Origin of the sequence: Bacillus sp. PS237 (assembly GCF_037963345.1) — a bacterium.
GTDB lineage: Bacteria > Bacillota > Bacilli > Bacillales > Bacillaceae > Bacillus > Bacillus subtilis.
Genome location: NZ_CP150156.1, coordinates 4025163 through 4040093 on the forward strand (window position 1 = coordinate 4025163; position 14931 = coordinate 4040093).

The following is a 14931-nucleotide window of genomic DNA, read 5'->3' on the forward strand; positions in this document are numbered from 1 at the left end:
AATTGGAAAAACAAAAAGTGCTTGCTTTACCAGACGATGTACATGAGCTGAGTACACACCGTTCTAAATCAATCGTAAATTACATCATCACTCTGCTTGCCTTTGCCAAAAAACAAGGATTGACTCATCAAGATATTGTAAGCTGGATTCACGAGCAATATGAGGAAAGAGGATATTATGATGAGTGGAGACACATTAACAGCCAACAACCAGTTGGATCATTTGTGGAACTCTTTATAAAAGGAAGACGTTTACTTTATGACAAAATTGAATTGTTTGAAACAGAAGATAAATATGTCGTAAATACCCACACTTGGTATGAAAAAGAACCTAGTGAGGCCTTTTTTTATTTTGAAATTGATCCCGAAGAATTTTCTGCGTACGCTTCCATTCTCGCAATCGAAAACGCAAAACGTCTCGGAATTAAAATCGATATTGTAAAAGAAACAGATGTAGAGACAGCTTATATCTATAAACATCAATAACGCTATTGGGAGGGAGACATATGTGCGGGCTCGCGGGTATTATAAATCTGGCTGCTCCCCGTTCTCAGGAATGTACCTTTCATATATTGAAAGGCATGGCAGATGCCATCAGCTATAGGGGACCGGATGATGAACAATATCATATTGATTCCAAAGTCGGCTTTGCATTTCGGCGATTGTCCATTCTTGACCTTGTAAATGGACAGCAGCCCTTTTTAAATGAGGATGGATCAATCGTCGTTATGGTAAATGGAGAAATTTATAACTATAAAGAACTGAAGGCTTCTTTACACAATCATATGTTTAAAACGACATCTGATTGTGAAGTAATTGTTCATTTATATGAAGAAAAAGGGATTGGATTTGTAGACGACATCATCGGAATGTTTTCAATAGCCATTTGGGACAAAAATAAAAACAAAGTATTTTTAGTTCGTGACCGCTTTGGGATTAAACCGCTTTTTTACACAGAGCTAAAACACGAGCTTATATTTGCCTCTGAAATAAAATCCCTATTTTCTCATCCTCACTGTCCCCGCCAATTTAATTGGAAAGAAGCACTCTCAGACATTTGGCTAAGCGGGGAAGCAGCCAGTAATCATAAAGAAACCACTTCCTTTTTTGTAAACATCCAAAATCTCGATGCTGGCCATTATCTCGAAATTAATTTGACAACAAATGAACGAAAAACAGCAAGCTATTGGTCTTTACAGGATATTTTGCTCAGGCAAGGCTATCGTGAGAATCTCCATCCCGATGACCTGATTGAAGGATATAGAGAACTGCTGGCAGATTCAGTCCATAGATGTTTACAAAGCGACGTTGAAGTCGGGTTGTTTCTTAGCGGTGGCATTGATTCAGCTGCAGTCGCACATTTTGCTGCAGAAAAACAGGATCTCCATACGTTTACAGTATTAAGCCAAAGTACATTTACAAATGAAGATGCAAAATATGCCCATTGGCTGGCTAAAGATTTACACCTTCCAAATCATCAGGTTCTCTATCAATTAGGGAACGATGAGTTATTACAACCAGAGTCATATAAACATTTGTTATGGATCTGTGAAACACCGTTTTGCGGACCGGAACAATTATATAAGTTTCATTTACATAAGTATGCCAAAGCGATAAGGCCAAACCTGAAAGTCATGCTGACCGGCCAGGGCAGCGACGAATTTAACGGCGGTTACAGCACGACACTTTCACCAGCCGAGAACCCAAGTTGGGAAGGATTTATTGAATCGGTCAATACGATGGAGATGAACCGGCTGCATCGGCTGCAGGGAAATATCTTTAGAGTGTGGGAGGAGCATTTTGGACTTTCTCCTATAAACCTTTCTTATTTAAAGAGCAATGATTCCAGCCAAGCAGATCCTTGGCAATCGTATGTCCTGACAAAATACCGTGATCTGCAAATGTATAATTGCTGGCATGAAGATCGGATCGCCGCGGCTAATCATATCGAAAACCGTGTACCGTTCTTGGACCATCGGCTTGTTGAATGGGTTTGCGGAATACCTGATGGACTCCGTAAAGACTTGTTATGGGATAAGTCGGTATTGCGAAAATCATTAACAAATGAGCTGCATACAAGCTATACCCACCGGCCAAAGGTTCCTTTTTTCTATGGTAAGGACGTGAGATATACACATAAAATGATGTTTCATCTTCTGAAGAAAAACAATTATCAGCTTATAGAGGAGGCCTTCTCTCACAGCGATGCCTCCAGCATAATACAGGTTGAACACATTCATGCCATCATGACATATTTGGAGGATGATCCTGAGTTTACAAATTTTGAATTTTTATTAAGACTGGTGAACATGGGACTTTTATCAAAAATGACTAAAGAAACCCCTTCTGTTCAATTAGACATAACCAGCCATTTAGAATCGATAACAATAAAAGACTGGCACTCACAGGAAGGTGATATTGCCAGTCGTTTAAATATCTCAGCCAATAAGTGTGAAGGACAAGATATTTTGGCGCTAAACCCTGGCGTCACTCTGTTAAGGCCGGAAAGCGATAGTGAGCATTGCATCTACATTGCGGAAGAAGGATTTATTCAGTTTATTGTTTCGGAGGAAGACGTCGGAGCTTGGCTGCATATTCTCTGCGATATTAATGGAAAAGACACACTTCATACGATTTTAGACAGACATGGTGTCAGCCTTGAAGAAGTGGCCAAATATATTCAAGAAGCCATCGAACACAATATCATTTTGATCAAACAAAAAAATCTGCCAGAAGGAGCATATAGATGAGCATCTTTTATTCGTTTTCCGCACTTAGGGGATTAGCAATGGGGATTTTTTCGCCTATTTGGATTCTTTATCTGATATCTAAAGATTATGATTTCCTTCAGATTGGATTAATGGGAGCGGTACTTGAAATTGCTAAGCTTATATTTGAAGTTCCTTCCGGCGTTTTTGCTGATCGTTATGGAATTAAAATTTCAATTGCCAGTTCATTCTTTTTCTCCATCCTTACATGGGCCTTCTTCCCTTTTATCGATTCAGCTGCTATTTGCATACTGGCTATGATCATATGGGCTTTATCAGATTCCTTAATTTCCGGTTCTTTTGAAACTTGGATGAGCCGTGTCGCAGGGGAAGATCGATTCGGCAAAGAAATGATGAAAAACACACAATTGCTAATCACTTTTTTAATTATTGGAAGTATTGCCAGCGGGTATTTGTATTCATTAAATATCTATTTTCCTTTCCTGCTCGTTATGGTGATCTACTTATTACTATTTATTTGGATGTCTGTATTTATTAAAGTCCCTTCTGTTTCCGAAACAAATCATGGGGATCAGAACCAACATGATTCGATAAAGATTATCAAAGAAAGTTTAAAAATTATCTTTAACAAAAAAAGGGTTCTTTTAATCGTCATAGCCGGTTTCTTTACAGCCACAGCCTATGACACAATTTCCCGTTACTGGCAGCCTTTTTTGAGTGATTTAGGCTTTTCAGAAAAGTCACTGGGATATATTTTTGCCCTAGGAGGGTTTACCGCTCTCGTTCTTTTGACATTAACCATCAGGTTCGAAAAGAAGATCGAAAAAAATCCATATCTCGCTTTAACCTCATTGGATTCCATGGGCATGGTCATGACTTTTCTATTGTCTAGAGCATTCAGGCCGCTGGGCATTCCATGTACAGCGTTTTTGCTTGCAATTGAAGATATTCATCATCCGATCGTAACAAGTTACTTAAATAAGTTTTTCCCCGATTCATACAAGAACACACTTTTCTCGTTAAACTCAGGGGTAGGAGCAATTGGAGAAATTCTTTCCGGTGTCATTTTCGGCATCATTTCCGCAGCCTTTGGGCTCTCTGCCATGTTTGTTGTTGTAGCTGTATTTCTATTAATCCCTATTATCCTTTATACGATAGTGCCTAAGATTAAAGACAATGATATGAAAGTTCAGATTGAAAAATCCCAGCAAGTGTAAATGTTTTGTATCACAGTAAGAAGACCTTCTTATTAAAAGAAGGTCTTCTGCTATTCTATTCAGTTATTTCCCAAAAGCCATCAGCTTCGTATAACTTCCAATATAAAGTGTTCCGTCCTCAGCGAGCTGAGGAGAAGACACGACGTTGCTGTCGGTTTGATAGCTCCATAATTCATTGCCGTTTGCGTCTGCCGCATAAACCTTCATATCATCTGACCCGAAATAAACCGTTCCCTTCGCGTCAATCAGCGGCGCCGTTCTGACAGGGCCGTCTGTGTAGAATGACCAGTTCATATCCCCGTTTTTGCTGATGGAAAACAGCTCGCCGCTTCCTGAGCCGATGTAGATATTGCCATTATGATCAATCGCAGGAGATGAGCTGGAGAACCCGTTTAGCGGGAATGTCCATTTCAAACTGCCTGTTGATGTATAAGCATACAGCTGTCCATCTTGGTTGCCGGCATAAATGTTTCCGTCCTTATCAATCACCGGATATCCTTTAAACGCATTTGACGTCGTTCTGGACCATTTCACCTGTCCGGTTCCGGAGTTGATCGCATAAAACACGTAATTATATGTGCCGACATACACGGTGCCGTTTTTGGCAAGCACCGGCACAGAGCTGACGACCCCATTTGTTTTCAACTTCCAGCGCTCTGTCCAGGTTGATTTTGACGTCGGTTTGATCGCGTGAACATAATTATCAAGTGTTGAGAAATACAACGTCCCGTCTGAACCGATCACCGTTTCAGAGCTTGGCCCGCCGCTTAACGGAACCGTTGTTAAAATTTCTCCCGTTTCTTTGTCAATAAAATAAATCTTTTTGTCATAGGATGCCAAATAGATAACGCCGTTGGTCCCAAGTACAGGAGATTGCGTATATGTTTTTCCAAGATTGCCCGTCACCCATTTGACTGAGCCGTCTGGATTAAAGGCTTTCATTTCCCCGTCTCTGGAATGAAGATATACTGTGCCGTCTCCGTCAATCACAGCCCCCGCTCCATTTTGCGGAGTCGTTCTGATGTCGTTTTGCCATTTCAGCGTCCCGTCTGTATTTCCGGCGAACCGGCTTTCGCGTGACCAGTTAAACATGGCAGGCGCCATCGCTTGTACATCATATCTTCCTGGCAAAAAGCCAGATGCTCCATTATTTTGAGAAAACACCGTTTCCGCCGCATAAGCAGCTGTCGGCTGAAGCACTTTGGCAGCGGGCACATCAGAAACAGCGCCGGCCGAAACAGCCGCCGCCACCGCAGCTCCCGCAATCAAAGCTTTCATACGAAATGACTTGACCATCATTGAGACCCCCATTATATGTAACTTCTAATTTGTGACCATCATAACATATTCATCCATTTTATAAATCTATTTCACAAAAACATCACAAACTAGAAAACTATGTAAGAGTATTCACGGACGTTTTTTCAGCACCCGATCGAAATGCAGCCACAAACCAAATGACGTTGACAGCAGCCGCAGCGAGACTAACTCCCAAAACAAAGATCACCTCAGAAAGCAGATGGTCACTAAAGAAACTAAACATCAAGATAAAACCGGCCGAAGACAAATGAATCAAAAGCCCGAAGCCGCAAAGCACCGCCATGACATACCTCATTGCATCGACTCCGAGCATATAAACGAGAAATGGAATGAAATACAAGACAAGGATCATACCGACAGCTGACCACATGCCAGCTGAATTAAACTGATTGGCCGCCGCTCCCGTTCCGGCCAGCGGCGAAAGTGAAGCCGCCACAATCACGGCGCAAAAAAGAAACGCAGAAATGGTTGTCATGATCGCCACGCTATTTTTTTTTGACATCAAACTCCTCCTTTAATAGAAATATTAACCTTTTTTATTATAAGTAAGTTGAATGTTATATTCATTATATTTTTAAAAAATTCCAGAATACATACACAAATGCTATGCTTCTTTCTAGTATATTTATATAGTAAAAAACAAAGGATAAAAGACTCATTTTTCTGTAATATCAGGATTTTATCACCATACCATATTGCATGTACATGTTTTTCAAAGTATACTATTCCAGATTAATTCAGAGGAGAGAGAAAAATACATGGAAAAACCAGCAGGATTTTGGATTCGTTTTTTAGCTTATTTTATTGACGGCATTATTGTATCTGTTCCTAGTTATATTATTCTATTTATTATCAATTCTGTGTTTGTAGCTGGGGCTGTGGCAACAAACCCTTACATGACGGAAGAAGAGTATTTAGTGAAATACATGACGCTTGCATTTTTGCCTACTATGCTGATCATGATCGTCATCAGCGTGTTATATTACGGGCTGCTCACAGCTTCTAAAATGCAAGGCACACTTGGCAAAAAAATTCTTGGCCTGAAAGTGGTCAATGAACAAGGTGAACGGGTTTCTGTCGGACAGGGAATTGGCCGTTACTTTGCCTATATCTTATCTGGAATCATCTTTTATATCGGGTTTATCATGATCGCCTTTGGAGAGAAAAAAGGCCTGCATGACATCATTTGCAAAACACGTGTCGTGTATAAATAATAGAAAAAAGTCTAGACGCCAATAGGCATCTAGACTTTTGTTTTCTTTGCAATAGGCTGCCACGACAGATACGTAGCGCTTCTCCACAACCACTCAAACGGCCCCATCCGAAAGACACGAAGCCAAAGGTGGCTGAAGACCATTTGAACGGCACAAACAGCAATTGTAATGAGCACACCGGCAGCAGGGTACACTTTTCCATACAGGCCCAAGCCGTAATGATAAAAAATCCAAGTACACACAATAGACTGCATCAAATAATTGGTAAATGCCATCCTCCCAACAGCGGAGAATGATTGCAGCACTGTTCTCACTCTTGTTTTATGATAAAGATAGACAACCGTTGTAACATAGAAAAACATGAGGAAAGGCGCGCCAATCAGCAAACATATTTCTTTATCCGTTACACTGTACAGCACCTGGGCGCCGATGCCGATGACAAGCCCAGCCATCCATAATCGTTTTAATCCTTTGCGATGCTTTTCCGGTTCATGCAAATACCGTGATTTTGCTGCCGCAGCTCCCAGCAAAAACATGCTGAAATATGGAATGGATGCAAAGAAGTAGTTGAGCGGATTATACGTAAGCATGCCATTCGAAGACATGTAAACAAGACGGTCGTGGATCCGCTGTTCTGCAATATCCTTCAGGCTGCCGCTTCCATAAACATGAATCGCTTGTTTTGCCTGCTGTGTTACCGCTTGTACCCATTCCTGTCCGTTTGATTGATCAAAACTTGTCAACATGAACGGAATGGAAAACAGAAGATACAAAGAGACCGCCCATATCAGCAGTGTTTTCGGCTTTGCTTTTCGAAACAAGAGCAGGACAAATCCGAGCAGGGCATATTCTGTTAAAATATCCCCGTCCCATATCAAAAAGGCATGAATCGTTCCAAACAAGAGAAGCGCCATTAACCTTCTCACATATAACGGAACAAACCGTTTCCCTTTGTTTTCTGCTCTCTCCATCATGACAACCATGCCAAATCCAAATAAAAAGGAAAACAATAAAATACATTTTGTTTGAATGAAGAATTTCAGTATGTCTGCGGCGGCAAAATCAGCTTCAGACCACTTATCCATGAAAAAATTCTCTTTTCCAAGCATAGACAAATACATATCCGGATAACTGAAATGTGCCAGATTGACAAATAAGATGCCGAAAATCGCCATTCCTCTCAGCACATCAAGCACACCGATCCGCTCATTTGTTAAAGTCGGCTGTAATGAAGACATAGCCATCACGCTCCTTTTTTCTGTACCTTAAGGGTAGGAAAAAATGAAGCGCGGTAACATCGATTTAGGTGTCAGGCCGGCATGAAAACCTTACAATCTTGTCATCTTTATGGTTTCATCACCTTTAAATCTAATGCTTCGATATTCTGCAAAATGCGATCAAAGCGCAAAGCCTGAGGCTCACATGGGAAGATGTGGCCTTCATACGGGTCGCCTAACGTCCGGAAAAACGGTTCAAATAAACCAGGAACCAATACGCCCACCATCTTTGTATAGTGAGAATCAAGGCGATAGGAGTGAACGGTATTTGCAGGGACATGCAGGAAATCTCCCGGATTCAGCTGAATTTCCTGGCCATCTGTCCACATCGTCATCTGGCCTTCAAGGCAATAAAATGTTTCTGTATGATATTCATGGTAGTGATCAACGATTCGGTCACCTTTAGGGCCTTCAGATGATACGACGATAAACTGGCCATCTGTATTTTTTTGTGCAGCCACAATGCGGTGAAGCTGATCTCCAGTCAACAGACGATCTCCTTCTCCAGATTCAAGAACGTATGGAACCGCTCCATCTGGCAGCTCTGTAAGTTCCGCTAATTTGGCCGAACATGCAGGCTTTGCTTCATCTAGAAATACAATGTCCGCTACAGCGGCTGCTTCTGCAAATCGCTCGTTTGAGACTTCTTCGCTTGCGTACGGCGGATGTTCAGCGTGATCATACGGATTCCCAATAACGGAATACAAGTGCGCTACGTTTCCTTTCATCGTGTAAGACACCAGTCTTGTTCTGTGGCTCTGCATCCGGTAGCTGTGCGGTGTTCCCGCCGGAATGTTGGCATAATCACCTGATATTAATAAATAGCGTTCACCATCAAGTGTCAGTTCCAGTTTCCCGTCCAAAACGAGAATTCCTTCATGTGTGTCCTTGTGGACGTGAAGCGGAAAGGCATCTCCTTTTCCCCCGGAAAGAAGCACGATCTCAAACAAATCACCTGTGCTCCTCCCATTCGCCATCACCGTGGCAACCTGTCTGCCGAACAGATAGCGCTCGCCTTCTCCGCTCCGGAGCAAATAAGGCATTTTTTCTTTAGGCAATGAATGTGTACATAATGTTTTCATATTATCGCTTCCTCCAATTTAGACCAGTCTATATATTATCATTCATTTGTCTAGACCGTTCTATATAATTGTAGGAGAAAGGATAACAAAATGCTACCCTTTTTTTCTCACCAGCACTGGTATTTGTTCGGCAATGAGAAGAAGAGGCGTTTTGTCTTTATTCGTTAACGAAAGCATGATGCCGCCCTCAATCATCGAATTAATCAGCGTTCCAAGCTGATTTGCTTCTTCTTCTGCAAATCCGTTTTCCATTAATTTTCTGGCAAAAACCGCTTCCCAGCTTTTAAACACCTTCATGCAAACCGTCCGCAGCGGTTCACTGATTAACGCTGTCTCACTCGCCAGCAAACCGACTGGAATACCTTTAATGCTTTCTGTGTTGTCAAATTGGCTGGCTGTTTTTTTGATAAAAAGCTGAATCGCTTCAACAGGATCAGAGGATTCATCCATGCTTTGCTGTATCAGATGTTCAACGATCTTACCTGTATATGTAACCGCTTCAATTGCTAGTTCTTCTTTGCCATTCGGAAAAAAGTGATAAAGCGATCCTTTTGGAGCACCGCTTTCTTTTACAATCTGGTTCAAACCTGTCGCGTGATATCCTTGCAGCTGGAACAGACGTGACGCCGTGTGAAGGATTTTTTCACGTGAATCTCCTCTGCTAGTCATTAAAACATTCCCTCCTAGGTATGGTAGAGCGACTTATATAATATAAAAAAGAACCCTGTGATTGTCAAAAGGGGTAAGACCCTTCCGGATGGGGTAATGTACAAAAACAGCGTCTAGGAGGGATCTCTCAATGACAATCGATCATTCAGTCACAAATACAGAGCAGCTTGAACAACAGAACCCCGCCATAAAAACAAAGCTCAAACTGAAAAAGCTTAAGGATCAGGTGATCGTCATTACCGGCGCTTCAAGCGGTATCGGACTTGTCACGGCGAGAATGGCAGCTGAAAAAGGCGCAAAGGTCGTGGCAGCAGCGCGAAATGAAGAGGCGCTGAAGGAGCTCACTGATGAACTTAAGGAAAAAGGGCACGACGCCATATGGGTAAAGGCGGATGTCGGAAAAGAAGAGGACGTCAACCGCATCGCAGAAACCGCGATCAGCACATTCGGCCGCTTTGATACATGGGTCAACAATGCGGCCGTCTCGACTTTCGGACACGCCATGGACGTCACCGTCGAAGACATGAAGCGCATGTTCGACACAAATTTCTGGGGACCTGTTTACGGAACAAGAGCGGCTGTCAAACACTACACCGGCAGAGGTGTGCCGGGCGCACTCATTAATGTAGGAAGCCTGTTCGGAGACAGGGGAACGGTCATTCAATCCACATATGCATCTGCCAAATTTGCGCTTCACGGCTGGACGGAAAGCATCCGAATGGAGCTTGAAAAGGAACAGGCGCCCGTCTCGGTAACGCTCATCCACCCGGGCAGAATTGACACACCATATAACGAGCATGCGCACAGCTACCTCGACAAACAGCCGGCTCATTACCGCTCCATGATCTATCCGCCGGAAGCGGTCGCCGAAGCGATCCTGTTTGCCGCCGAACACCCTAAGCGCGACATGTACATCGGCTCACAGGCCAAAGCCATCGCCATGCTGGGCGCGCTTTTTCCTCGTCTGACCGACAGACTGATGGAAAAAATCATGTATCACAGCCAGCATGCCGAAAGACCGTCCAATCCGAGAGAAGAAAGCGCTCTTTATGATGCTGGCTGCGGTATGCATGACAGAGGCACAAATAAAGGATGGATGAGGTCAAGAAGCTACTACACAAAAGCGACGAAGCGCCCAATTGTATCGGCGGCTGTTGTTGCCGGACTAGTGGCTTGGGCTGCCGCCAAACGATGCAGATAATCTCTGACCATAAGAAAAACCCATGCTGTTCCAGCGAACCATGGGTTTTTCAGCTGTTAATCGATAAAAGCCTTGTTCATACGCTGCAGCAGCTCGCCGAACATCTCTTTTTCCTGTGTTGACCATTCTTTCAGCATCTGTTCATAACGTTCAAGGCGCTTTTGCTGATCGGCTTTTAATAGTTGTTTGCCGAGTTTTGTAATGGTAAACAGGCTGACTCTCCCATCAGACGGGTCTGAGAAACGATAGATGAGCTCCTTTGCCTCTAATGCAGCTGCTTGTCTTGAAAGAGTAGAAATATCAAGCTTAAACGATTCAGCCAATTCCTTAACACGAGCAGGCCCAAACTCATCCAATTGTCTCAGTAATAAGTACGAAGATCTCTCCAAATTCCCTGTTCTTTTCTCCGATTGATCCAGATAAACAGCTCTCCTGATAAAAGTCGTCAGCTCATATTCAATTAATTCAACTGGATTTTGATTTTGCAATCGCTCTCGCTCCCTATTCCAATCTCCGGCATTGACAACATCATATATACTTGTATAATACAAATGTACATTAACTGAATAAATACAAGTCGTTATATGACTAAATCAATTATTATACTTGTATAGTACAATCATATAAAAAGAAAGTAAAGCGATTCCTCAGAACCATCCTAGAAGCAAGCACCAGAAAGGAGGAAGCTGTTCTGATTGGAGAGCAGCACTTGATGTGAAAGTCATACGAATTATTTTGCAAGTGTTGATATTATATGTATTTTTTATGATCGGGGAAGCCATTCAGCATCTGTTTCATTTACCCGTGTCAGGAAGCATCGTTGGATTGGTATTGCTTCTGATCTGCTTGGGCCTCCGTATTGTTCCCGTCTCCATCATTGAAGACGGAGCAGGGTTTTTATTATCCTTCCTTCCATTGTTGTTCATCCCGGCAATGACAGGAGTGATAAACTATCCGTCTCTCATTTCATTCAATGGCCTGATGCTGCTGATTACAGTCGTTCTCAGCACCATCGTCACGATCATTGCGGCTGGATTCGCCAGCCAGCTATTAGAGAAAAAAGCAAAAAAACGGGAGGAGAAAGAGAAATGCAGCAAGCATGTATCGCGATCATTATAATTCTTTTAACAGTTGCCGCTTATTTAGCGATGGTCAAACTCTATAAGCGATTCCCGCTTCCATTTCTGATCCCTGTTCTGACAACGACAATTTTGATTGTAGCGGCTTTGATGATGTTTCATGTTTCCTATGAAGGCTATATGATCGGGGGGAAATGGATCAATTCTTTGCTTGGGCCGGCTGTTGTGGCGCTGGCCTATCCGCTTTATAAGCAATGGCATATCATTGTCAAACATTGTGTTCCCATTTTAGGCGGCGTCCTGGTCGGCTTATGCATGGGAATGATCAGCGGGCTGATCTTCGCAGAAGCATTCGGGATTGATCATGATCTCTTATTATCCATTCTGCCAAAATCGATCACAACCCCTGTCGCTATTCAGATCGCCGCCGGTCTTGGCGGCGTCCCTTCCATGACAGTCGTATTTGTCATGATTGCGGGCTTTTCAGGCGTCATCCTCGGGCCGCTTTTCCTAAAATGGCTTCGCATACGCAGCTCCCTAGGACAAGGCATTGCATTAGGCAGCGCCTCCCATGCACTGGGTACCTCCAAAGCGTTGGAATATGGGGAATTGGCCGTATCCATGAGTTCCGTCTCCATGACGCTTTGTGCGGTGCTCGGCTCATTCTTCGGCCCGCTCGTCGTCTGGCTGTTTCATATTTAACAAAGAAAGACTGCCCCGGGGGAGGGCAGTCTTTTTCGTTTAAGAAGCAAAAAAATCAATCAACGGCTGAAAGTCCTTAGATAAATCAACGTCATTCGGTTCTGCTTGAAGCAGGCGGTCAATCATACGCTCCAGCTCCTCAACATCATTCTTATCCGTATATTCAATGAAGTTTAAGCTTTCAAGCCAATCCCGATATGAATGTTTGGCTTTGCCATAGCTGTTTCCAAAGACAAGGCAAGGTGTTTTGGTGATAATCGAGAAAATCATCGCGTGAAGGCGGTCGGTAATCACCAATTTACTGGAGCCGATGCGGTCCAGCATCTCCATAAAATGCTTTTCACGATCAGCGTAATCGATGGTGTCTACCGTATCCAGCACCGTATCGGTACGCTCTGTGTAAGTTGTTTTTTCTGCCCATTGCTTCATCTGTGAAATAAAATCTTCGTCAGTCACTTTCTCCTTATCCGCTCTTAAAATAAAGAGAACGCCGTCCCGCTCGAGCTCTCGCGGCACAATATCCAAGGAAAGCACCATGTCCGGTGTAAAGATCACATTGGAGTTGAAGGTCTCTTTCACAACATCCAGTGTTTGCGTCTCACGCGCAGCAATCGTTAAGTTTGTATTTTGATGGTACGCATCCTGTGTTTTTTTCTTTTCCTTCTGTCCTTCCTCTGTATCCTCAAAATAAACGGATTGTGGCAGAGAAATTGATTTGTAGTCTTTAAACGCCGAAAAGACCTTTCTTCTGTCTTCCTCAATATCGAGATAAAGGTTTCCTAAATTCCCTCCGCCTGTAAAGCAGACAATATCGTCTTCACGAATGATCTCCTTCACCAGTTCAATGCCCTCATCCGTCGCATAATCCATAATCTCAATGTATTCATAATACGGAAAATGATTTTTGATAAATTTCTCTTCCGCATACGCAATCGCTTGGTCGCCAATGTTTGTGTAGCTAGGGGAACCAAACAAAAATACTTTTCGTTTATCATTTAACAGAGCTTCCGGCTCCACATTTGGCGCAATGCCTTTTACTAGTTTTTTGCCTTTGATTTCTTGTACAGTCATATCTGCGTCCTCCTTCTGGGATGAATTCCTCATTGTGTGTTAACTGTCTCTACCCAAAAAGAAGGATGGCTATGCATTGGCATGTGCATCGGCTATATCAGAAACATCGTTTTCGCCAATTTGATAGACGCTGCAATGTCCCGCGCCGTTCTTTCCATATATTCCGCGGCATGTTCAAACGCGTCTTCTAGTGGCACGGCTCCGGGGACGATGCTGAAAAGCGCATCGATTCCGTGTTGATAGACGGCATTACTGTCTCGGGAAATTGATCCCGCAATGCCGATAACGGGCACATCGTATGATTTAGCGGCCTTGGCCACCCCGATCGGTGTTTTTCCATGAACCGTTTGGCTGTCGATTCGTCCCTCGCCGGTAATCACAAGGTCTGCATCCTGAACGATACTTTCAAAATCAACCGCTTCAAGGACAATATCAATGCCTCTTTTCAGGTCAGCCTGAAGATAAGTTAGCAGGCTCCATCCAAGACCGCCCGCTGCACCGGCGCCCTCTGTATCTCGGAAGGTTGATCCGAGCGCTTTTTCTGCCATATCAGCGAAATGGCTTACGTTCTGGTCTAGTACATCCAACATGTCGGCCGTCGCGCCTTTTTGCGGCCCGAAAACAGCCGTAGCACCCTTTGGTCCTGTTAACGGATTGTCCACGTCACAGGCAACTTCCAGTTTGACATTCCGCAATCTGGAATCAAGCCCGCTCACATCTATTGATGCAAGCTGAGATAACGCGCCGCCCCCTGGGCCAATCTCGCTGCCTGAGTTATCAAGAAGCCTTCCGCCCAATGCCTGAATCATCCCGGCTCCCCCGTCGTTCGTGGCGCTTCCGCCGATTCCGATGATCAATCGCTCCGCTCCCGCATCAAGAGCTGCTCCGATTAATTCTCCCGTTCCCCTTGTTGTAGTGATGAGCGGATTTCGCTTATCTACAGGCACCAGATGCAGCCCTGAAGCAGCAGCCATTTCAATCACAGCTGTTCTCCCATCTCCCATCATGCCAAAGAAAGCTCTCACCGGTTCCCCCAGCGGCCCTGTGACAACTTGCTCTATGATCCTTCCATTGGTCGCATCGACCAGAGATTGAACGGTTCCCTCGCCGCCATCCGCCACCGGCAATTTTCTGTAATCAGCACCCGGAAAGACCGATTTGAAACCTCTTTCTATCGCTTCGGCTGCCTCCAGAGCTGATAAGCTTTCCTTAAAAGAATCAGGTGCAATGATGATTTTCATCCAAATCGCCTCTTTCAAAACATGATTCACTTAACCTATTGATCTCCAATGTACCATAATTGATCTGGAAATACATACCATGCAATATGGTAAAAATTTAAATAAAAATTAGAAATGAAAGTGTTTGCAT

The 14931-nt window shown here is 43.5% G+C and carries 15 protein-coding genes; 7 read left to right on the top strand and 8 right to left on the bottom strand.

The features are described 5' to 3' along the window. The first annotated feature begins 2 nt into the window (after nt 1–2). The 3 genes from NST22_RS20860 to NST22_RS20870 are packed head-to-tail and all read left to right on the top strand — an operon-like array spanning nt 3 to nt 3945. Nucleotides 3–485 (top strand): hypothetical protein, encoded by a 483-nt coding sequence (locus NST22_RS20860; protein WP_003243073.1) that lies wholly within the window; start codon nt 3–5, stop codon nt 483–485. A gap of 20 nt (nt 486–505) precedes the next feature. Continuing rightward, nucleotides 506–2749, top strand: a complete 2244-nt coding sequence (gene asnB, locus NST22_RS20865) for an asparagine synthase (glutamine-hydrolyzing) (protein WP_003244103.1) — start codon at nt 506–508, stop codon at nt 2747–2749. Next, nucleotides 2746–3945, top strand: a complete 1200-nt coding sequence (locus NST22_RS20870) for an MFS transporter (RefSeq protein WP_003244232.1) — start codon at nt 2746–2748, stop codon at nt 3943–3945. Before asnB ends, NST22_RS20870 begins: the two co-directional genes overlap by 4 nt. A gap of 63 nt (nt 3946–4008) precedes the next feature. Here the strand turns inward: NST22_RS20870 and NST22_RS20875 are convergent, their stop codons facing one another. Continuing rightward, nucleotides 4009–5241: a PQQ-binding-like beta-propeller repeat protein gene (locus NST22_RS20875; RefSeq protein ID WP_003243209.1), complete on the bottom strand. Its 1233-nt coding sequence runs from the start codon at nt 5239–5241 to the stop codon at nt 4009–4011. 100 nt (nt 5242–5341) lie between these two features. After that, the gene (locus NST22_RS20880) at nt 5342–5767 is read right to left on the bottom strand and encodes a DUF5391 family protein (protein WP_003242533.1); all 426 of its coding nucleotides are present in this window, start codon (nt 5765–5767) and stop codon (nt 5342–5344) included. A 256-nt stretch (nt 5768–6023) separates the two neighbouring features. Here NST22_RS20880 and NST22_RS20885 point away from each other — a divergent pair, with 256 nt between their 5' ends. After that, complete coding sequence (locus NST22_RS20885; RefSeq protein ID WP_003242940.1) at nt 6024–6479, top strand: RDD family protein; 456 nt, start codon at nt 6024–6026, stop codon at nt 6477–6479. A gap of 29 nt (nt 6480–6508) precedes the next feature. Here NST22_RS20885 and NST22_RS20890 read toward each other — a convergent pair whose 3' ends face one another. The 3 genes from NST22_RS20890 to yxaF all read right to left on the bottom strand — a co-directional run bounded on the left by NST22_RS20890 (nt 6509) and on the right by yxaF (nt 9507). Next, on the bottom strand, nt 6509–7717 hold the full coding sequence (locus NST22_RS20890; protein WP_003244185.1) for a DUF418 domain-containing protein: 1209 nt from the start codon (nt 7715–7717) through the stop codon (nt 6509–6511). 107 nt (nt 7718–7824) lie between these two features. Next, nucleotides 7825–8838, bottom strand: a complete 1014-nt coding sequence (gene qdoI, locus NST22_RS20895; protein WP_003243000.1) for a quercetin 2,3-dioxygenase — start codon at nt 8836–8838, stop codon at nt 7825–7827. Between the two features lie 93 nt (nt 8839–8931). After that, entirely contained in the window at nt 8932–9507 is a 576-nt protein-coding gene (gene yxaF, locus NST22_RS20900) for a transcriptional regulator YxaF (RefSeq protein WP_003227022.1), read from the bottom strand. A 130-nt stretch (nt 9508–9637) separates the two neighbouring features. Between yxaF and NST22_RS20905 the strand changes: the two genes are divergently transcribed. Next, nucleotides 9638–10708: an SDR family oxidoreductase gene (locus NST22_RS20905; RefSeq protein ID WP_003244500.1), complete on the top strand. Its 1071-nt coding sequence runs from the start codon at nt 9638–9640 to the stop codon at nt 10706–10708. Between the two features lie 56 nt (nt 10709–10764). On the opposite strand, the gene NST22_RS20910 is transcribed toward NST22_RS20905, so the two are convergent. Next, nucleotides 10765–11196 carry a MarR family transcriptional regulator gene (locus NST22_RS20910; RefSeq protein WP_003243994.1) on the bottom strand — a complete coding sequence of 144 codons (432 nt, stop codon included), beginning with the start codon at nt 11194–11196 and terminating at the stop codon, nt 10765–10767. 226 nt (nt 11197–11422) lie between these two features. Here NST22_RS20910 and NST22_RS20915 point away from each other — a divergent pair, with 226 nt between their 5' ends. Both NST22_RS20915 and NST22_RS20920 read left to right on the top strand, forming a co-directional pair. Beyond that, on the top strand, nt 11423–11827 hold the full coding sequence (locus tag NST22_RS20915) for a CidA/LrgA family holin-like protein (protein ID WP_009968420.1): 405 nt from the start codon (nt 11423–11425) through the stop codon (nt 11825–11827). Further along, nucleotides 11797–12489, top strand: coding sequence for an LrgB family protein (locus NST22_RS20920; RefSeq protein WP_003227015.1), 693 nt, complete (start codon nt 11797–11799; stop codon nt 12487–12489). Before NST22_RS20915 ends, NST22_RS20920 begins: the two co-directional genes overlap by 31 nt. 39 nt (nt 12490–12528) lie before the next feature. Here NST22_RS20920 and NST22_RS20925 read toward each other — a convergent pair whose 3' ends face one another. Together NST22_RS20925 and NST22_RS20930 are read right to left on the bottom strand one after the other, a co-directional pair. Beyond that, nucleotides 12529–13560: a polysaccharide pyruvyl transferase family protein gene (locus NST22_RS20925; RefSeq protein WP_003242482.1), complete on the bottom strand. Its 1032-nt coding sequence runs from the start codon at nt 13558–13560 to the stop codon at nt 12529–12531. A 92-nt stretch (nt 13561–13652) separates the two neighbouring features. Further along, nucleotides 13653–14801 (bottom strand): glycerate kinase, encoded by a 1149-nt coding sequence (locus NST22_RS20930; protein ID WP_003242551.1) that lies wholly within the window; start codon nt 14799–14801, stop codon nt 13653–13655. Between the last annotated feature and the right edge of the window lie 130 nt (nt 14802–14931).

What these genes read in the sequence shown, in the direction of transcription:
- asnB (WP_003244103.1), top strand. Translation starts at nt 506, where the DNA reads ATGTGCGGGCTCGCGGGTATTATAAATCTGGCTGCTCCCCGTTCTCAG.
- NST22_RS20870 (WP_003244232.1), top strand. Translation starts at nt 2,746, where the DNA reads ATGAGCATCTTTTATTCGTTTTCCGCACTTAGGGGATTAGCAATGGGG.
- NST22_RS20875 (WP_003243209.1), bottom strand. Translation starts at nt 5,241, where the DNA reads ATGGTCAAGTCATTTCGTATGAAAGCTTTGATTGCGGGAGCTGCGGTG.
- NST22_RS20880 (WP_003242533.1), bottom strand. Translation starts at nt 5,767, where the DNA reads ATGTCAAAAAAAAATAGCGTGGCGATCATGACAACCATTTCTGCGTTT.
- NST22_RS20885 (WP_003242940.1), top strand. Translation starts at nt 6,024, where the DNA reads ATGGAAAAACCAGCAGGATTTTGGATTCGTTTTTTAGCTTATTTTATT.
- NST22_RS20890 (WP_003244185.1), bottom strand. Translation starts at nt 7,717, where the DNA reads ATGTCTTCATTACAGCCGACTTTAACAAATGAGCGGATCGGTGTGCTT.
- qdoI (WP_003243000.1), bottom strand. Translation starts at nt 8,838, where the DNA reads ATGAAAACATTATGTACACATTCATTGCCTAAAGAAAAAATGCCTTAT.
- yxaF (WP_003227022.1), bottom strand. Translation starts at nt 9,507, where the DNA reads ATGACTAGCAGAGGAGATTCACGTGAAAAAATCCTTCACACGGCGTCA.
- NST22_RS20905 (WP_003244500.1), top strand. Translation starts at nt 9,638, where the DNA reads ATGACAATCGATCATTCAGTCACAAATACAGAGCAGCTTGAACAACAG.
- NST22_RS20920 (WP_003227015.1), top strand. Translation starts at nt 11,797, where the DNA reads ATGCAGCAAGCATGTATCGCGATCATTATAATTCTTTTAACAGTTGCC.
- NST22_RS20925 (WP_003242482.1), bottom strand. Translation starts at nt 13,560, where the DNA reads ATGACTGTACAAGAAATCAAAGGCAAAAAACTAGTAAAAGGCATTGCG.
- NST22_RS20930 (WP_003242551.1), bottom strand. Translation starts at nt 14,801, where the DNA reads ATGAAAATCATCATTGCACCTGATTCTTTTAAGGAAAGCTTATCAGCT.